At 58.5% G+C, this 18,335-nt stretch carries 13 protein-coding genes and 2 pseudogenes; 5 read left to right on the top strand and 10 right to left on the bottom strand.

Features of this window, described 5'->3' with window-relative positions; genetic code table 11:
* Positions 1-44: 44 nt before the first annotated feature.
* Positions 45-908 carry a LysR substrate-binding domain-containing protein gene (locus ACIQU2_RS13580; protein WP_347804383.1) on the bottom strand — a complete coding sequence of 288 codons (864 nt, stop codon included), beginning with the start codon at positions 906-908 and terminating at the stop codon, positions 45-47.
* A 109-nt stretch (positions 909-1,017) separates the two neighbouring features.
* On the opposite strand from ACIQU2_RS13580, the gene ACIQU2_RS13575 reads away from it, so the two are divergent.
* The 3 genes from ACIQU2_RS13575 (at position 1,018) to ACIQU2_RS13565 (ending at position 3,883) form a co-directional block, all read left to right on the top strand.
* Positions 1,018-2,127: a 2-aminoethylphosphonate--pyruvate transaminase gene (locus ACIQU2_RS13575; protein ID WP_403141395.1), complete on the top strand. Its 1,110-nt coding sequence runs from the start codon at positions 1,018-1,020 to the stop codon at positions 2,125-2,127.
* Positions 2,128-2,321: 194 nt separating this feature from the next.
* Entirely contained in the window at positions 2,322-3,149 is an 828-nt protein-coding gene (gene phnX, locus ACIQU2_RS13570) for a phosphonoacetaldehyde hydrolase (protein WP_403141393.1), read from the top strand.
* A gap of 185 nt (positions 3,150-3,334) precedes the next feature.
* The gene (locus ACIQU2_RS13565; RefSeq protein ID WP_403141390.1) at positions 3,335-3,883 is read left to right on the top strand and encodes a cytochrome b; all 549 of its coding nucleotides are present in this window, start codon (positions 3,335-3,337) and stop codon (positions 3,881-3,883) included.
* 50 nt (positions 3,884-3,933) lie between these two features.
* Here the strand turns inward: ACIQU2_RS13565 and ACIQU2_RS13560 are convergent, their stop codons facing one another.
* Positions 3,934-4,851 carry a 1-aminocyclopropane-1-carboxylate deaminase/D-cysteine desulfhydrase gene (locus ACIQU2_RS13560; protein ID WP_403141386.1) on the bottom strand — a complete coding sequence of 306 codons (918 nt, stop codon included), beginning with the start codon at positions 4,849-4,851 and terminating at the stop codon, positions 3,934-3,936.
* Positions 4,852-5,047: 196 nt separating this feature from the next.
* Positions 5,048-7,087, bottom strand: a complete 2,040-nt coding sequence (locus ACIQU2_RS13555) for an FAD-dependent oxidoreductase (RefSeq protein WP_403141384.1) — start codon at positions 7,085-7,087, stop codon at positions 5,048-5,050.
* 209 nt (positions 7,088-7,296) lie between these two features.
* Here ACIQU2_RS13555 and ACIQU2_RS13550 point away from each other — a divergent pair, with 209 nt between their 5' ends.
* Complete coding sequence (locus ACIQU2_RS13550) at positions 7,297-8,427, top strand: nitrilase-related carbon-nitrogen hydrolase (protein WP_403141380.1); 1,131 nt, start codon at positions 7,297-7,299, stop codon at positions 8,425-8,427.
* 3 nt (positions 8,428-8,430) lie between these two features.
* Complete coding sequence (locus ACIQU2_RS13545) at positions 8,431-9,471, top strand: AraC family transcriptional regulator (RefSeq protein WP_347804376.1); 1,041 nt, start codon at positions 8,431-8,433, stop codon at positions 9,469-9,471.
* Between the two features lie 352 nt (positions 9,472-9,823).
* Here ACIQU2_RS13545 and ACIQU2_RS13540 read toward each other — a convergent pair whose 3' ends face one another.
* From ACIQU2_RS13540 to ACIQU2_RS13510, 7 genes and pseudogenes are all read right to left on the bottom strand, one after another.
* Complete coding sequence (locus ACIQU2_RS13540; RefSeq protein ID WP_403141377.1) at positions 9,824-10,651, bottom strand: DUF2242 domain-containing protein; 828 nt, start codon at positions 10,649-10,651, stop codon at positions 9,824-9,826.
* Positions 10,652-10,880: 229 nt separating this feature from the next.
* Positions 10,881-12,752 (bottom strand): SurA N-terminal domain-containing protein, encoded by a 1,872-nt coding sequence (locus ACIQU2_RS13535; RefSeq protein WP_403141374.1) that lies wholly within the window; start codon positions 12,750-12,752, stop codon positions 10,881-10,883.
* A 233-nt stretch (positions 12,753-12,985) separates the two neighbouring features.
* A pseudogene (locus ACIQU2_RS13530) lies at positions 12,986-13,262 on the bottom strand (HU family DNA-binding protein).
* Between the two features lie 147 nt (positions 13,263-13,409).
* Positions 13,410-15,806 carry an endopeptidase La gene (gene lon, locus ACIQU2_RS13525; protein WP_347804371.1) on the bottom strand — a complete coding sequence of 799 codons (2,397 nt, stop codon included), beginning with the start codon at positions 15,804-15,806 and terminating at the stop codon, positions 13,410-13,412.
* A gap of 161 nt (positions 15,807-15,967) precedes the next feature.
* On the bottom strand, positions 15,968-17,200 hold the full coding sequence (clpX, locus tag ACIQU2_RS13520) for an ATP-dependent Clp protease ATP-binding subunit ClpX (RefSeq protein ID WP_403141371.1): 1,233 nt from the start codon (positions 17,198-17,200) through the stop codon (positions 15,968-15,970).
* A 112-nt stretch (positions 17,201-17,312) separates the two neighbouring features.
* Positions 17,313-17,948, bottom strand: coding sequence for an ATP-dependent Clp endopeptidase proteolytic subunit ClpP (gene clpP, locus ACIQU2_RS13515; RefSeq protein ID WP_046047575.1), 636 nt, complete (start codon positions 17,946-17,948; stop codon positions 17,313-17,315).
* A 93-nt stretch (positions 17,949-18,041) separates the two neighbouring features.
* Positions 18,042-18,335: pseudogene (locus ACIQU2_RS13510) on the bottom strand (trigger factor); the annotation flags it as partial.

Genomic DNA, 18,335 nt, shown 5'->3' with positions numbered 1-18,335 from the left:
GATCCAATGTGGGAGCGAGCTTGCTCGCGATGGGCGCACCTCGGTTACAAGGCGGGCGCCAACTCGAAAAACGCCTGTATCAAGCGCAAATCCCGCCGCCGCTCCATGCAGCCAATCATGTGCCGATTAACCAACCCTTCACCAAGAATCGGCACCGCCGCCACCCTCGGGTCGTGGCTAACCTCCACCGATGACACCACGCCAACCCCCAACTCTGCGGCGACGGCTTCGGTCACCGCCTCGCGACTGTCCAGCTCCAATAACACCCGTGGATTGACCAACGCCGTCGCGCAGGCCTCGTCGAAGGTGCGCCGGGTGATCGAGCTTGGCTCGCGCAACACCATGATCACTTGATCCAGCGCCTTGAGCGGCACGCCCTTCGACATCTGCGCCCATGGATGCCCCTCAGGCACCAAGGCACAAATTCGTGACTCGCTTAAACCTTGCAGATGCAAGCCTTTGCGCGGTTCGACCTCAGTCAGTACCGCGACGTCGGCATGCTCCGACAACAACGCCGCCAGGGTTTCCTGAGCATTGCCCAACCGCAGGTTCACGGTAATGCCGGGATAGCGCGCGCGCAGGCTGGCGAGCATAGGCATGACCATGTGCGGCCCATCCGCCGCAACCTCCAGACGCCCCGTCAGCAACTGCCGGTTGGCCTCGAGCATCACCTGCGCCTCTTCGGCCAGACCGAACATTGCCCGGGTGATCGCGGCCAGTTTGGTGCCCTCTTCCGTCAGCTCCACTCGTCGCGCGGTGCGCCGCAACAAGGTGATCTGGTAGTGCTCCTCCAGCGCCTTGATGTGGCCGGTGACCGCCGGTTGGCTGATGAACAGTCGCGCGGCGGCCCGGGTGAAGCTGCCCTCGCGGGCCACCGCATCGAATGCGCGGAGCTGGAACAGGTTCATGAATAACCCTCACTGATGGCTGGCATAACAACAAACAATTTGATTGATAGCACGGCAAATTGCAATTTAAGCCCCGTAGCTTCATCCCATCGATTGCGAGGACACGAGAATGAGTACTGCCGAACCTACCCTGCTCACCCCCGGCCCACTGACCACATCGACCCGCACCCGTCAGGCGATGATGGTCGACTGGGGTTCATGGGATGACCGCTTCAATCAACTGACCGCCAGCCTGTGCGAACAACTGCTGGCGATCATCAACGGCGGCGACAGTCACCACTGCGTGCCCCTGCAAGGCAGCGGCACGTTCGCGGTCGAAGCGGCGATCGGCACGCTGGTGCCTCGCGACGGCAAAGTCATGGTGCTGATCAACGGCGCCTACGGCAAACGCCTGGCGAAAATCTGCGAAGTGCTCGGCCGCTCCTTCAGCACCTTTGAAACCGCCGAAGACGAACCGACCACTGCTGCCGACGTCGACCGCCTGCTGCGCGCCGACGCCAGCATCACCCACGTCGCGCTGATTCACTGCGAAACCAGCACCGGGATCCTCAACCCGCTGCCGGAAATCGCCCACGTCATCGCGCAACACGGCAAACGCCTGCTCATCGACGCCATGAGCTCCTTTGGCGCCTTGCCGATCGATGCGCAACAGGTGCCGTTCGACGCGCTGATCGCCGCCTCGGGCAAATGCCTGGAAGGTGTACCGGGAATGGGCTTTGTCTTCGCTCGCAAAGAAGCACTGGCCAATGCCGCCGGTAACTCGCACTCGCTGGCGATGGATCTTTTCGATCAGCACACCTACATGGCCAAGACCGGCCAATGGCGCTTCACCCCGCCGACCCACGTGGTCGCCGCGCTGCACGAAGCCCTGCTGCAATACAACGAAGAAGGTGGTTTGCCCGCCCGGCATCAGCGCTACGCCAACAACTGCCAGGTGCTGCTCGATGACATGGCCAAATTGGGGCTGCGCAGTTTCCTGCCCGCCGCTATTCAAGCGCCGATCATTGTCACTTTCCACGCGCCGAAAGACCCGCGTTACCAGTTCAAGGAGTTCTACGAACGTGTCAAGACCAAGGGTTTCATCCTTTACCCCGGCAAATTGACCCAGGTCGAAACCTTCCGCGTCGGCTGCATCGGCCACGTCAACCAGGACGAGATGCACGCAGCCGTGGCAGCGGTCGCCGAAGTGCTGCGCGAGATGGAAGTGCTGGAAATCTGATTCACCACGATCTGTAGCAGCTGCCGAGCGTGCGAGGCTGCGTTCGGCTGCGAAGCAGTCGTAAAACCATCCACCTCGGTGTTTCAGGTGGACCGCATCGCCAGGATTCACGACTGCTTCGCAGCCGAACGCAGCGTCGCTGGGGCTCGACAGCTGCTACAGGGCTCATCATTCTTCAATACAGGATTTGAGACATGAACTACGCAAACCCAACCAAGCTGCAAGCCGCCATCCTCGACTGGGCCGGCACCGTGGTCGATTTCGGCTCCTTCGCGCCGACACAGATTTTTGTCGAAGCCTTCGCCGAGTTCGACGTCCAGGTTTCCATCGAAGAAGCCCGCGGCCCGATGGGCATGGGCAAGTGGGACCACATCCGCACCCTGTGCGATCAGCCGGAAGTGGCCGAACGTTATCGCGCCGTGTTCGGCCGTACGCCGACCGACGACGACGTCACCGCCATCTACAAACGCTTCATGCCACTGCAAATCGAGAAAATCGCCGAGCATTCGGCGCTGATTCCGGGCGCATTGGACACCATCGCCAATCTGCGCCAGCAAGGGATCAAGATTGGTTCCTGCTCCGGCTATCCAAAACAGGTCATGGACAAAGTTGTCGAGCTGGCCGCCACCAACGGTTACGTCGCCGACCACGTGGTCGCCACCGACGAAGTGCCCAACGGCCGTCCATGGCCGGCCCAGGCGCTGGCCAACGTGATCGCCCTCGGGATCGATGATGTCGCAGCCTGCGTGAAGATCGACGACACCGTGCCGGGCATTCTTGAAGGTCGTCGCGCCGGCATGTGGACCGTGGCGCTGATTTGCTCGGGGAACGCGCTGGGCCTGGACTACGAAGGTTACCGCGCCCTCGGCAGCGACCAACTGGCCAGCGAACGCAAGCGCATCCACGGGATGTTCGAAGGCTCGCGGCCGCACTACATGATCGACACCATCACCGATTTGCCGGAAGTGATCGCTGATATCAATAAGCGCCTGGCCAATGGTGAGATGCCGCAAACCCACTGATTGCACCTATCACCTCAAAAAAAAGCGCCAGTCCTTAACCGAACTGGCGCTTTTTTGTGGCCAACCTCCTGATCTAGAGCATTGAACGCCCAAATAGCCACAGGCAAATCCACCAAAGCGGATTACAGTTAAAGCACACCGTCGAACAAGAACGGTGGCTCGACCTGACCTGTGAGGAACACCGTATGCCCTGGAAGAATTCCGACTCACGCTACAGCACCGTATCGATCGCCCTGCATTGGTTGATGTTGGTCCTGCTGGCGCTGGTTTACGCCTGTATCGAATTTCGCGGGATCTTTCCCAAAGGCAGTGGCGGCCGGACGTTGATCGTCGAAACGCACTTCATGCTCGGCTTGACGGTGTTCGTATTGGTTTGGCTGCGGTTGTTCGCTCGCAGCTTGGGACCCGCACCGCAAATCTTCCCGGCCTCCCCGCACTGGCAGACCGTGCTGGCCAAACTGATGCACTGGGCGCTGTACATTTTCATGATCGCCATGCCGATTCTGGGCTGGCTGGTCACAAGCGCCAAGGGTCACCAAGTGATGTTCTACGGCTTCGACCTGCCGTTGCTGGTCGCGGAGGACAAGGCGTTGGCCAAGCAGCTTGAGGGTTGGCATGAACTCGGCGGCACCATTGGATACTGGCTGATCGGCCTGCACGCCGTGGCGGGGATTTATCACCACTATGTAGTGGGCGATAACACCTTGCTGCGGATGATGCCCAAGCGTGGTTGAACACAGCCCTGTAGCAGCAGGCTTCGCCGACTGCTACAGGGATGGCGTACTTATCGAAATCCTCGGCGGCCCTGCAAACCGCCGGTATGGACGAAGATCAGGCGCGTGCCCTTTTCGAATCTTCCCGCTTCTACTTGCTGCTTGAGCGCCAACAGGGCTTTGCCGGTGTACAGCGGTTCGAGGGGAATGCCGCTGGCCTGTTCGGTCTGCTCGATGAATTCGAGCAACAGCGGATCGACTTTGGCAAAGCCGCCACGGCTGGCGTCGAACAATTCATAAGCGCGATTGTGTAAACCCGCCTCTTGCACAATTGATTCGACTTGCTGCGCCACACCATGATCGTCCGGCACCGCCAGCGCGCCATACACCGGGTGTTCACCTGCTTCGGCCAGCACCAGGCCGGCCAGGGTCGTGCCCGTTCCACAGGCCAGCCACCAACCGTCGTAGTCACTCCAGCCCAGACCGTTCAACTGCTCGCTGACCATTGTCCTCAACTGCAGACATCCCTTGGCTCCCTGTAAACCGCCGCCACCTTCCGGCACCGGATGCAGATCGGGATACTGCGCCTGCCATGGCAACCAGAAACCCGGCTCGTGCCGCGCTCGATAACCGCCATAACCCAGCCAATGCAACTGCATGCCGAACGCCTGCAAGTCTTTTACCGTTGGCGTTTCTTGCGGATGACCGCGCAGCAGGCCAACAGTGCGAAAACCAAAACGTTTACCCGCCGCCGCCAGTGCATGCAGATGATTGGAGTGGGCACCGCCGAGACTGATGATGCCTTTGGCACTTATCTGGTCAGCGGATTTCAGATGCTCGATGAGTTTGAACCACTTGTTGCCACTGATCAGAGGGTCGATCTGGTCGAGGCGCAGGATCGCGACTTCGATGCCAGCGTTGGTCAGCCAGCCGAGATGAAGGGGTTCTGGCAGGGGAATAGGTAGCCAGTTGGCTGGAGGAGAAAGCATCGGCTCTGCGCAGACATAAAAGACGCCAGTCTATCAGCCAACGCAAACCTTGTAGCAGCTGGCGCAGCCTGCGTCCGGCTGCGCAGCAGTCGTCAATCCTCCCATCCCCGTTTACCTGAATCACCGCGGCGGCCGATTTTACGACTGCTGCGCAGCCGGACGCAGGCTGCGCCAGCTGCTACAGGACGTGTGAGTTTTAGAGTTCAGCCGCCAGTCGCGACCCTTGGTTGATCGCGCGCTTCGCATCCAATTCAGCCGCCACATCCGCGCCGCCAATCAAATGCACGTTCTGTCCGGCCGCCACCAGCCCCTCCTGCAATTCGCGCAGCGGGTCCTGCCCGGCGCAGATCACGATGTTGTCCACTGGCAGCACTTGTGGCTCGCCGGTTTCGCCGATGCGGATGTGCAAACCTTCGTCGTCGATCTTCAGGTACTCGACGCTGTTGAGCATCTGTACCTGCTTGTTTTTCAGACCGGTGCGGTGAATCCAGCCGGTGGTTTTACCAAGGCCATCGCCGACCTTGGATTTCTTGCGTTGCAGCAGGAACACTTCACGAGCCGGTGCGTGAGGTTCAGCCTTGATGCCGGCGACACCGCCGCGCGCTTGCAGATGCGTATCGATGCCCCACTCCTTCCAGAACGCCTCGCGATTCTGGCTGGTGGCCACGCCCTGGTGAACCAGGAACTCCGAGACATCGAATCCGATACCACCGGCACCGATCACCGCGACGCGCTTGCCCACCGGTTTGCGCTCAAGGATCACGTCCAGGTAGCTCAGCACCTTGGCGTTCTCGACGCCCGGAATCGCCGGGGTTCTTGGCGCGATGCCGGTGGCGAGAATGATCTCGTCGTAGCCGCCTTCTACCAGTTGTGCGACATCGACGCGGGTGTTCAGGCACACGTCGACGTTAGTGGTCTGCAGTTTGCGGTTGAAGTAGCGCAGGGTTTCGAAAAACTCTTCCTTGCCCGGCACACGCTTGGCGATGTTGAACTGGCCGCCAATTTCGCTGGCCGAATCAAACAGTGTCACCTGATGCCCGCGCTCGGCGGCCACGGTCGCCGCGGACAAACCCGCAGGACCGGCACCGACCACCGCGATTTTCTTGATCTGCTGCACCGGCAGGTAGTTGAGTTCGGTTTCATGACAGGCGCGCGGGTTCACCAGGCAACTGGTCAACTTGCCGCCGAAGGTATGATCCAGGCAGGCCTGGTTGCAACCGATGCAGGTGTTGATTTCATCGGCACGGCCGGCCGCGGCCTTGTTGACGAAGTCCGGGTCGGCGAGGAACGGCCGCGCCATGGAGACCATGTCGGCATCGCCTTCGGCCAGAATCTGCTCGGCCACTTCCGGGGTGTTGATACGGTTGGTGGTGATCAGCGGAATGCTCACCGAGCCACGCAGCTTGGCCGTGACCTTGCTGAACGCGCCGCGCGGCACTTTGGTGGCGATGGTCGGAATCCGCGCTTCGTGCCAGCCGATGCCGGTGTTGATGATGGTCGCACCGGCCTGCTCGATGGCCTTGGCCAGCGTCACGATTTCTTCCCAGCTGCTGCCGCCCTCCACCAGATCGAGCATCGATAGGCGGAAGATAATAATGAAATTCGGGCCTACCGCTTCACGCACCCGGCGGACAATTTCCACCGGCAGGCGCATGCGGTTTTCGTAGCTGCCGCCCCAGCGGTCAGTACGGTGGTTGGTATGGGCGGCGAGAAACTGGTTAATGAAATAACCTTCGGAACCCATGATCTCGACGCCGTCGTACTCGGCCTGTTGCGCCAAGGTCGAACAGGTGACGAAATCGCTGATCTGCTTCTCGATGCCTTCCTCGTCCAGCTCTTTTGGCTTGAACGGGTTGATCGGCGCCTGAATGGCGCTCGGCGCGACCTGTTTCGGGCTGTAGGCATAACGCCCGGCGTGAAGGATCTGCATGCAGATCTTGCCGCCCGCCTCATGCACCGCGCGGGTGACGATCCGGTGCTTGAGCGCTTCTTCCTCGGTGGTCAGTTTGGCTGCGCCGGAGTACACCCCGCCCTCGTCGTTCGGGCCAATACCGCCAGTGACCATCAGGCCAACGCCGCCCAAGGCACGTTCGGCGAAGTACGCCGCCATGCGCTCGAAACCGCCGGGCTTTTCCTCAAGACCGGTGTGCATCGAACCCATCAGGGTACGATTGCGCAGCGTGGTAAAACCCAGGTCCAGCGGGGCCAACAGGTGCGGGTAATGAGCGGCGGCCATCGGTAACTCCACATCGAGCGATCACGGAAAAAGTGCAGGAGCTCTTCGGCCCCCGTCAGTCATGTTGGACAGACTAAGAGTCGCGCCGCCGCCACTCAATGACCGTAACTGACAACTTATTGATCCAAATGTGCAGCGCCCCTTGGCAAGTGCCGGCATGCGCCCTACCCTAGTCGCGAATCCTGCACACGGCCGTTGACTGTTTTCCCATGCGCAAACTTCTGTACCTGACCTTCTCCATGGCATTGATTGCCGCCCTTACGACCTACGCCATGTGGGCCGCGGACCGTCCGGTGGGTCATTACCTGTCGGACCTGCGTATCAACCTCGCGGTCGACCAAGGCATACCCGCTGATCGCGGCAATTTGCTGGGCATCCAGCCCGAGCTGTTTCCCACCGACTATCAAAGCTCCGAACGCCTGCACCGCAAGCTGGCGGCTTATTTGCAGAAGGCCCAGGACCAGGGCCTGCTGAATGAAAAAACCATCGTCGTCCTGCCCGAACATATCGGCACCTGGTTGATGGTCAGCGGCGAGAAAGATGAGCTGTACCAGGCGACCACGCTCAAGGAGGCCATGAACTGGCTGGCGGTCAGCAACCCACTGAAGTTCGTCCGCGCACTGATCAGCGCCAAGGGCGACAAACGTCTGGACGACGCGCACCTGCGCATGAAGGCCAAAGGCATGGCCAAGGACTACCAGGCGCTGTTTGGTGGTCTGGCGAAAGAGTTCCACGTGACGTTGGTGGCGGGCTCCATCGTGCTACCCGAGCCCAGCATCATCGACGGCACCCTGAAAATCGGCCGCGGCGCGTTGTACAACAGCAGCGTGGTGTTCGGTCGCGATGGCTTGCCGATCGGCCAACCCCAGCGCCAGATGCACCCGATTTTCGATGAACATGAAGTCATCGCCGCCAATGGTGAGCATACGCTCAACGTCGTCGACACCCCGGCCGGACGCCTGGGCGTGCTGATCGGCAGCGACAGCTGGTACCCGGACAATTACCGCAAGCTCGACGACCAGGGTGCGCAGTTCGTCGCGGTCCCGGCGTTTGTGGTCGGGCGCGGCACCTGGGACAAACCGTGGCGCGGTTACAAGGGGCTGTCTACGCCTGGCTCGGTCAGTCTCAAGGCCGGGGAACTCAGCGAAGGCCAGGCCTGGCATCGTCTGACACTCACCGCTCAACCGCCCAGCAGCCAGGCAATCGCCGGCATGAGCGTGTTCCTGCGCGGTCAGTTCTGGGATCAGGGCAGCGCCGGTCAAAGCTTTCTCAGCAGCAACGGGCAGCAGTTCGCCGACGGCAATGCCCGTGGTGCGCGTTTGCTGAACCTCTGGTTGTAACCGATGAAACCGTTGCCGATGCGCCTCGGCGATCTGTCGGTGGGCTTTGTTCATAGCCTGGCCGACGCCGTGCGCAGCCACGGTGTAGACCCTCAGCCGTTGCTCGAACAATACGGCCTCGACGCGGCTCGCCTTAGCGAAGCGGGCGCCCGGCTCTCGATCCCGCGTTACATGCGCCTGGGCCACAGCGCCATTCAACTGACCGACAACCCGGCACTTGGCTTGCGCATGGGTCAGCTCAGTCGCTTGAGCCAGGTCGGCCTTGCCGGGGTCACGGCCGCTCAGGCGCCAACGGTGCGAGAAGCCGCGCGGTGCCTGATTCGCTTCGAAGCCTTGTATGGCTCCAACTATCGCGGCCAATCGAGCTTTCACGAAGACGCCCAAGGCGCCTGGCTGCGGTTTTATTCCATCAGCCCTTACAACGCCTACAACCGCTTCGTGGTGGATTCGATCATCGCTGGCTGGTTGCAGCAATTGTCCAGCGTCAGCCCTGCCCCGTTGCAGGCCGAACGCGTCGATATCGAGTTTGATGAGCCGGATTACCGAACGGCTTATGACGTGCTGGGCGACTGCCCGATCCAGTTTGGCTGCGAGCACAATCAACTGCGCTTGAGCCTTGTCAGCCTCGCCCAGCGCAACCCGGAACACTGCCCGAGCACCTGGCGACACTTGCTGCAACTGTGTGAGCGGGAACTGGAGCAACTGACACGCACCCGCAGCCTGCGTGAACGCATCACTCAGTTACTGGGGCCATTGCTCAATGGTGGCCGGGAACCCGACCTGGAAGAAGTGGCGGCACGCCTGAAGCTGCCGACCTGGACCTTGCGCCGCAAACTCGCCGAGGAAGGCACGCAGTTTCGCGCGATCCTCAATGACACGCGTCGCGACCTGGCCATGACCTACATCCGCGATACCGAACTGGCGTTCGGAGAAATCGCCTACCTGCTGGGCTTTGCCTCAGCCGAAGCCTTTCAACGAGCCTTCAAACGCTGGAGCGGCCAGACTCCCGGCGAGTTTCGCCGCAGTCATCGCCAATCCGCTTGACGCTTACAGCTCGGTAGCGTCTTCGGCCGGTTCCAGCGGGTCCAGTTCAAACGCCTGATACTCGAGCAGCTCTTCTTGATAATCGTCCATTTTGAATCCCCCACAGCTCGTTGAAAAAAACGTCTGAATAAATGACCAGCGCCCCGAGCATAAAGTGCCCACGTGAAAGAAAAATGACGCGGGCACGCCGCTCAGCGGCTACTTAATAAAACGTAGCAGGCCGTCAGGAATTTATCACAGGATTTTTTCGATACAGGCCGTAGGACAACGGCCTGGGTTGACGCGGATCAATTTAAAAGCGCCGCTGCGGGATCGGTTTCGTCTGACCTGATCCCGCAGCGTCAGAGCACGATTACTGGCCTGATACAGGAATGGCCGAAATAGGCTCGGTGGGTGGAGGCAGGCTTGATTGGGGCGGCGGAGTGACCGTTTCCGTGGTCGATGCCGGCTGGGCGTTCTCGGCCGGAGCAATCGGAGCGGCTTCAGGCGGCGGTGCAACCGGCTCAGAGGCAGCTGGAGCAGCTTCGGCAGGCGCCGGCGCAGGTTCTGCCGCAGGTGCCGGGGTCGGCGCCAACGGAGCCGGTGCGGCCTTGGCTTCAGGCACGCCGAGCTCGGGTTTCGGCTTCTCCTTGATGTGCGCGGCCTTTTTCGCTTCCGGCGGCAGGAACAACTCGACCAGGGTGAAAAAACGCTCGTAGAACTTGGGCGACGATACGGTTTCGCTGGCAACCTTGACCATCGAGTCGTCGGACGAGCCGATCGGCATCGACACAGAACCCAGCACGCCTACGCCAACGCTGGCGGAGTTGTTGGTCTTCTTCAGCGCATAACGGTCCTGCAGGGCGTTGGCGAACATGGTCGCGTGGAGCCCCTCACTGCCGTCATCGGCACAGACCACACTGAAGCTGATCTCCAAGTGGCTCTCGCCGGTCTGCTGGAAGCTTTTGTGTCCGCTGACCAGTTTCGGGTCGGAGCTGGTGATGATGTAGCCCTGGCTGAGCAACGCCCGACGGGCGGCTTCGCACGTCTGCGCATCCGTCACCGGGTAGCTGCGCGAAAACGTTCCGGAGTCATCGAAATTCTCATGCTCATAGATAGGGGCTTTCTTCGACGAGCAGCCGGCCGCGGCGGCCAGCACCAACGCCAGCCCTGCAACACGCATGGGAAATGATTTAAACATTGAACATCCTGAGGAAAACGGTCCGGGGCGTATTGTGCAACAGATCGATGCTTAGCGGAGTATCGATTAGTGTCTTAAAACAGTTACAAGTCTACTGACTGTCATTTACAGGAAAAAGTCGCACGGTAAATACTCAGGCGACAGGTAACCCGCACTGCTTTCGTTTCACCCATAAAAAACCCCAGCCTTTCGGCCGGGGTCTTTGTGTAGCGCAAAACTCAGTCAGGCATCAGAAGCGTTTGATCTCAGCCTGGCTTTCCAGCAGTTTGCGGTAGGCCGCAAAGTCTTGCTGGCCAATGCGCGAAGCGAGGAAGCGACGGTATTGAGCCTTCTCTTCTTCGGTCGGCGCAGCAGCTTCGTTCACGCCGTTCAGACGCACAATCACCAGGCTACCATCGGCCAGGGTCACGCTGCTGAAGGTCGGCTTGTCCTTGGCGGCGGGCTTCGGCATGCGGAACAGCGCCTGCAGCACGGTTGGGTCAACCCCTTCCTGGCCACGAGTAGCTGCCTGGGTCACTTTCCAGCTCTGACCGTCGATCGCCTTGTCCAGCGGAGTCTTGCCATCGCGCAGGCTGACAATCAGCTCTTCAGCCTTGGTCTTGGCGGCAGCACTGGCGTGCTCCTTGGCCAATTGCACGCGAATACTTGCAGCTACGCTTTCCAGCGGCAGTTGCGCAGGCTTCAGGTGCTCCTTGGCGCGCAGCACGATCACGGTTTCCGGATCGAGCTCGATGGCGGTGCTGTTGGCACCCTCATCCAGCACTTCAGGGCTGAACGCAGCAGTGATCACGGCACGGTTGGCCGCAACACCTTCGCCACCTTCACGGCCGAACGGTTTGGACGTATGAACAGTGAGCTTCAGGTCCTGCGCCGGCTGAGCCAGATCGGAGGCTTCGAACGACGAGTCTTCCAGTTGCTTGGTCGCCTCGACGAAACGCTGCTCGACCTGCTGGGTTTTCAGTTCACGGGTCAGCTTGTCTTTCAGGCTGGCGAGCGTCGGCACTTCAGGAGCTTCGACACCCAACAGCTTGATCAGGTGAAAACCGAAGTCGGTGCGGACCGGTGCCGAGACCTGATCCTTGGCCAGCGCATACAGCGCTGTTTCGAAGGCTGGATCGTAGACACCAGGACCGGCATAGCCGAGGTCACCGCCGTTGTTCGCCGAACCAGGATCCTGGGAGAACTCCTTGGCCAGGGCTTCGAACTTCTCGCCTTTTGCCAGACGTGCCTGGATCTCCTCGATCTTGGCCTTGGCTTGCGCTTCAGTCACTTTGTCGTTCACTTCGATCAGAATGTGCGCGGCCCGGCGTTGTTCCGACAGGTTCGCGGTTTCTTTCTGATACGCCGCTTGCAGGTCTTCGTCCTTGACGCTGACCTGATCAAAGAAGGAAGCCTTCTTCAACTCGAGGTAATCAATGACCACCTGATCCGGCGTCATGAATTCCTTGGCGTGTTCGTCGTAGTAGGCTTTGACTTCATCGTCGGTCAGCTTCACAGCCGCCGGGTCAGCCTTGACGTTCAGCGACGCGAAATCGCGGGTCTGTTTTTCCAGACGGGCGAATGCCAGAACCTGTGCGTCGGTGACGAAACCACTACCTGCCATACCAGCGCGCAGCTGACCGATCAGCATTTCCTGAGCCAGCATCTGGCGGAATTGCATGCGGCTGTAGCCGAGTTGGCGAATAACCTGGTCGAATCGCTCGGCGCTGAACTTGCCATCAACCTGGAATTCAGGCGTTTGCAGGATCACCTGGTCCAAAGCAGCTTCGGAAAAGGCGAATTTCGAATCTTCTGCGCCTTGAAGCAGCAGCTTGCGATCGATCAAGCCTTTGAGGGCCGATTCGCGCAGCATTTTTTCGTCGAGCAAGGAAGCATCGAAATCCTTGCCCAGCTGTTGCATGAGCTGACGGCGTTGCATATCGACCGCCTGGCTCAGCTCGTTCTGGCTGATTTCTTCGCCATTGACCTTGGCCGCGTCCTGGCTGTTGGTCGTCGCTTGGAAAATGGCCTCGATACCGGTGAACGCCATCAGTACAACGATGATCCCGATAATAGTCTTGGCAATCCAGCCTTGTGAATTGTCCCTGATATTCTGCAGCATGCGTCCCCCAGAAACGGTTGAACTTCAAAATTAGGCAACCGTGGAGCGTGGGTAGAATCCGGATAGAAGAAAGGCGCATCCGAGGATGCGCCTTCTCGTAACTGGCGGAGCGGACCGATGACTCGAACTTGCGAGCCTCGGCGTCACGGATCGGCGACTCGCCGACTGGACTACCGCTCCGCTGCCAGGTCAGGCATGACCCCGACCCGGATAGGCAAAAACCTGAATCGAACTTAGTTGACAGCTTCTTTCAGTGCTTTACCGGCTTTGAAACCTGGTTTTTTAGCAGCTGCGATTTCCAGCGTCTTACCGGTCTGTGGGTTACGACCAATGCGAGCTGGACGATCAGTTACGGAGAAAGTACCGAAACCAACCAGAACAACAGAGTCGCCAGCCTTGAGAGCGCCAGTGACGGATTCGATTACAGCGTCCAGCGCACGGCCAGACAGCAGCAGCTTTCTGGTTATCAGCTGATGCAGAGATATCATCAATCAGTTCCGACTTGTTCACTCTAAGTCCCCTTATATCTATTTGAGTATGATTCTAAGTTTTTTGGTGAAAGCAAAAACGAGTGCTGAATGGCCTACAGACACTTAAGAGCCGCTTTATAACAAGGGCTCTAAAAAGCTGTCAACAAGCCACCCAGGCAAATGCGTACTAATGCGTGCTAATTCTTTCCTTAGAGTCAGACTCGCGTTTTTCATCCTTTGCAACTATCTCTGGAGCTACATCTGGCAAGGGCTCCGGCGCGTATTGCAGCGCAATTTGCAGGACCTCGTCAATCCATTTAACGGGTTTAATCTGCAGATCTTGCTTGATATTGTCAGGAATTTCCTTCAGATCGCGTACGTTCTCTTCAGGAATGATAACGGTCTTGATTCCGCCACGGTGAGCAGCGAGCAGTTTTTCTTTCAAACCGCCAATCGCCAGCACCTGACCACGCAGCGTAATTTCGCCAGTCATGGCGACGTCCGCGCGCACAGGGATCCCGGTCAATGCCGACACCAGAGCCGTGCACATGCCCACACCGGCGCTAGGGCCGTCCTTCGGGGTCGCCCCTTCCGGCATGTGGATATGCGTGTCGCGCTTCTCGTGGAAGTCCAGGGGAATTCCCAGGCTCTTCGCGCGACTGCGAACAACGGTCAGGGCCGCAGTGATCGATTCGACCATGACGTCACCCAAAGAACCTGTTTTGATCAACTGGCCTTTACCCGGTACGACTGCGGCTTCGATAGTCAGCAATTCGCCACCCACCTGAGTCCACGCCAGCCCGGTGACCTGACCGATCTGATCCTGCGATTCGGCCAGACCGTAGCGGAATTTGCGCACGCCCAGGAAGTGTTCCAGCATCTCGGCAGTGACCTTCACCGAGAAGCGTTTTTCCATTGCATGCTCTTTGACCGCCTTGCGGCAAACCTTGGCAATCTGGCGCTCCAGCCCACGTACGCCGGCTTCGCGGGTGTAGTAGCGGATGATGTCGCGGATCGCTTCGGCGTCGAATTCCAGCTCGCCTTTTTTCAAACCATTGGCAGTAATCTGCTTTGGCGAAAGGTATTTGACGGCGATGTTGATCTTTTCGTCTTCGGTGTAACCCGGCAGACGAATCACTTCCATCCGGTCCAGCAAGGCGGGTGGAATGTTCATGGAGTTCGAAGTGCAAAGGAACATCACATCGGACAGGTCGTAGTCGACTTCCAGATAGTGATCGTTGAAGTTGTGGTTCTGCTCAGGGTCGAGCACTTCCAGCAACGCCGACGCCGGATCGCCACGCATGTCGCTGCCCATTTTGTCGATTTCATCGAGCAGGAACAGCGGGTTGCGGACGCCCACTTTCGTCATCTTTTGAATCAATCTTCCTGGCATCGAACCGATATAAGTACGGCGATGACCACGAATTTCCGCTTCATCACGCACACCGCCGAGGGCCATGCGCACGAATTTCCGGTTGGTGGCGTGAGCAATCGACTCCGCCAGAGAGGTTTTACCCACCCCTGGAGGACCGACCAGGCACAACACCGGACCACGAATTTTCTTCACGCGTTTTTGCACGGCGAGGTATTCGAGGATCCGCTCTTTGACTTCTTCCAGACCATAGTGGTCTGCATCGAGAATGTCTTCTGCGCGCGCAAGATCCAGACGCACTTTGCTCTGTGCCTTCCACGGCACCTGAACCAGCCAGTCAATATACGAGCGCACCACGGTCGCTTCCGCAGACATTGGCGACATTTGTTTTAACTTGTTCAGTTCACCCTGGGCTTTGGCCAAGGCGTCTTTCGGCAGACCGGCGGCATCGATGCGCTTTTTCAGCTCTTCGATTTCGTTGTGACCTTCGTCGCTGTCGCCGAGCTCTTTCTGAATGGCCTTCATCTGCTCATTCAGGTAGTACTCGCGCTGGCTGCGCTCCATTTGTTTTTTGACGCGACCACGAATGCGTTTTTCGACTTGCAGCAGGTCGATCTCGGCATCCAGCAACGCCAGAACGTGCTCGACCCGGGCCGACAAATCGATGATTTCGAGGATTTCCTGCTTCTGCTCGATCTTCAGGGCCATGTGTGCGGCCATGGTGTCGACCAGGCGGCCTGGTTCGTCGATGCTGTTGAGCGACGACAGGACTTCAGCCGGGACTTTCTTGCCCAGCTGAACATATTGTTCGAACTGAGCCAGCAGGCTGCGTACGAAAACTTCCGACTCGCGCTCTGGCGCGTCGACTTCGTCGATCAATGAGACTTCGGCACGGCAGTGGCCGTCCACTTCGATGAAACGCTCAACGGCGCCCCGCTGCTCACCTTCAACCAAAACCTTGACCGTGCCGTCCGGCAGCTTGAGCAGCTGTAGAACGGTAGCAATGGTACCTACGCGATAAAGTGCATCTTCACCGGGATCGTCGTCAGCAGGGTTTCTCTGAGCCAGCAGAAGGATCTGCTTGTCGCCCGTCATCGCTGCCTCGAGGGCTTCGATGGATTTCTCGCGCCCCACGAACAGCGGGATAACCATGTGCGGATAAACCACAACATCACGCAATGGCAGGAGAGGCAATTCGATGGTTGTCTTCATGATTTCGCCTCTACGGCGGCCATAAGGCCGTAAACAGATGGAAGTGAGCTTGAAACCAAGATGGGGGCTACCTTCAAAAAAAACAAGCTTAAAGAAGGTGTTAAAACGCGCAAAAAGCAAAGGGGCCCGAAGGCCCCTTCTTTATTCCAGCAGCGTGACGCTTAGGCGTCTGGCGCTGCCTTGGCAGCCGGCTCACTGTTTTCGTAGATATACAGTGGCTTGGACTTGCCTTCTATAACGCTTTCGTCGATCACTACTTTACTCACCTCGGACTGCGAGGGAATTTCATACATAGTGTCGAGCAATACACCTTCGAGAATCGAACGCAGTCCACGGGCACCGGTTTTGCGTTCCAGGGCACGTTTGGCGACCGATTTCAGAGCGTCGGCCCGGAATTCCAGGTCCACACCTTCCATCTCGAACAGCTTGGCATACTGTTTGGTCAGAGCATTTTTCGGCTCGGTGAGAATCTGCATCAGCGCAGCCTCATCAAGCTCGTCCAGCGTGGCAAGTACCGGCAGACGACCGACGAATTCCGGGATCAGGCCGAACTTGACCAGATCGTCAGGCTCGACTTCACGCAGGGACTCACCGACTTTCTTGCCTTCTTCCTTGCTGCGCACTTCCGCGTTGAAACCGATGCCGCCCTTGGTGGAACGGTTTTGAATAACCTTTTCCAGACCGGAGAACGCACCACCACAGATGAACAGGATGTTACGGGTGTCGACCTGAAGGAATTCCTGCTGCGGATGCTTGCGTCCACCTTGAGGCGGAACGGAAGCGACCGTGCCTTCGATCAACTTGAGCAGGGCCTGCTGCACGCCTTCACCGGAAACGTCCCGGGTGATCGACGGGTTGTCAGACTTGCGCGAGATCTTGTCGATCTCATCGATGTAGACAATGCCCATTTGGGCCTTTTCTACGTCGTAATCGCACTTCTGCAGCAGCTTCTGAATGATGTTTTCGACATCTTCACCCACGTAACCTGCCTCGGTGAGGGTGGTTGCGTCGGCGATGGTGAACGGAACGTTCAGCAAGCGGGCCAGTGTTTCGGCAAGCAGGGTTTTACCCGAGCCTGTCGGGCCGATCAGCAAGATGTTGCTCTTGCCGAGTTCGACATCGTCATTCTTTTTGTCACGCTGGTTCAGGCGCTTGTAGTGGTTGTACACCGCTACGGCCAGAACCTTTTTCGCACGCTCCTGACCAATCACGTACTGATCAAGGATGCCGCTGATTTCTTTAGGCGAAGGCAATTTATGCGCGCTGCTTTCGGCCTGGGCTTCCTGCACCTCCTCACGGATGATGTCATTGCACAGGTCAACGCACTCGTCGCAGCTAAAGAAGGAGCAATAAAGCAGCTTGCCGTTGTCCTCGCCGTTGCGGGTGTCAGTCATTCGTTCGATCCAAATCCGATAGGCTTGCAACACAAGATGAAGGCTATTGCGGGCTTTTTCAAGCCCGCTGGTGATCGGACGCGCCGACCAACCCTATTTTGAGCTGCTTATTTTAAGCGGGGCGCTGGCTGATCACTTCATCGATCAACCCGTATTCACGCGCTGCTTCTGCACTCATGAAATTATCGCGGTTGGTATCGCGCTCGATTTCTTCAAGAGTGTGCCCGCTATGCTTGGCCATCAGCGTGTTGAGACGCTCACGAATGAAGAGGATTTCCTTGGCATGGATTTCGATATCCGAAGCCTGGCCCTGGAAACCGCCCAGTGGCTGGTGAATCATCACACGCGAGTTCGGCAGGCAGTAACGCTTGCCGGGGGCACCGGCCGTCAGTAGAAACGCACCCATGCTGCACGCTTGACCGATACAGGTGGTCGACACGTTTGGCTTGATGAACTGCATGGTGTCATAGATCGACATGCCAGCCGTCACCGAACCGCCCGGGGAGTTGATATAGAGATGGATGTCCTTGTCCGGGTTTTCCGCTTCAAGGAACAGCAGTTGCGCACAGATCAGGTTGGCCATGTAGTCCTCTACCGGACCAACCAGAAAGATCACTCGCTCCTTGAGAAGGCGCGAGTAGATGTCATAGGCGCGCTCGCCACGAGCAGACTGCTCGACAACCATCGGGACCAGGCCGCCTGCGGCCTGGATATCAGAGTTCTGCTGAATATACGAATTACGGAACATGCTCTGCAGTCACTCCCAAATAGTTATGTCTTGAATACGCATAAGCCAGCACGAAGGCTGGCTTATGGTGTGTACTTCTTACCGCAAAAACGATCAGTCGGCTTGTGGAGCTTCTACCGGCTTGACTGCTTCTTCGTAAGAGACCGATTTGTCGGTCACGTTAGCCTTCTGCAGAACAGTATCCACAACTTGTTCTTCCAGCACAACCGAACGGACTTCGTTCAGTTGCTGGTCGTTCTTGTAGTACCAGGACACAACCTGCTCAGGCTCTTGGTAAGCCGAAGCCATTTCCTGAATCATTTCACGAACGCGGGCTTCGTCAGGCTTGAGGTCGAATTGCTTGACCACTTCAGCCACGATCAGACCCAGGACAACGCGACGCTTGGC

The sequence above is a fragment of the Pseudomonas sp. NPDC098740 genome (assembly GCF_044760065.1).
Taxonomy (GTDB): Bacteria; Pseudomonadota; Gammaproteobacteria; order Pseudomonadales; family Pseudomonadaceae; genus Aquipseudomonas; species Aquipseudomonas rossensis.
The sequence above is the reverse complement of the archived record's forward strand: the minus strand, read 5'-3'. Positions and strand labels throughout refer to the sequence as shown.

Bases quoted from the DNA above. Each gene is read 5' to 3' on its own strand.
- ACIQU2_RS13580 (WP_347804383.1), bottom strand. From the start codon at position 908: ATGAACCTGTTCCAGCTCCGCGCATTCGATGCGGTGGCCCGCGAGGGC.
- ACIQU2_RS13575 (WP_403141395.1), top strand. From the start codon at position 1,018: ATGAGTACTGCCGAACCTACCCTGCTCACCCCCGGCCCACTGACCACA.
- phnX (WP_403141393.1), top strand. From the start codon at position 2,322: ATGAACTACGCAAACCCAACCAAGCTGCAAGCCGCCATCCTCGACTGG.
- ACIQU2_RS13565 (WP_403141390.1), top strand. From the start codon at position 3,335: ATGCCCTGGAAGAATTCCGACTCACGCTACAGCACCGTATCGATCGCC.
- ACIQU2_RS13560 (WP_403141386.1), bottom strand. From the start codon at position 4,851: ATGCTTTCTCCTCCAGCCAACTGGCTACCTATTCCCCTGCCAGAACCC.
- ACIQU2_RS13555 (WP_403141384.1), bottom strand. From the start codon at position 7,087: ATGGCCGCCGCTCATTACCCGCACCTGTTGGCCCCGCTGGACCTGGGT.
- ACIQU2_RS13550 (WP_403141380.1), top strand. From the start codon at position 7,297: ATGCGCAAACTTCTGTACCTGACCTTCTCCATGGCATTGATTGCCGCC.
- ACIQU2_RS13545 (WP_347804376.1), top strand. From the start codon at position 8,431: ATGAAACCGTTGCCGATGCGCCTCGGCGATCTGTCGGTGGGCTTTGTT.
- ACIQU2_RS13540 (WP_403141377.1), bottom strand. From the start codon at position 10,651: ATGTTTAAATCATTTCCCATGCGTGTTGCAGGGCTGGCGTTGGTGCTG.
- ACIQU2_RS13535 (WP_403141374.1), bottom strand. From the start codon at position 12,752: ATGCTGCAGAATATCAGGGACAATTCACAAGGCTGGATTGCCAAGACT.
- lon (WP_347804371.1), bottom strand. From the start codon at position 15,806: ATGAAGACAACCATCGAATTGCCTCTCCTGCCATTGCGTGATGTTGTG.
- clpX (WP_403141371.1), bottom strand. From the start codon at position 17,200: ATGACTGACACCCGCAACGGCGAGGACAACGGCAAGCTGCTTTATTGC.
- clpP (WP_046047575.1), bottom strand. From the start codon at position 17,948: ATGTTCCGTAATTCGTATATTCAGCAGAACTCTGATATCCAGGCCGCA.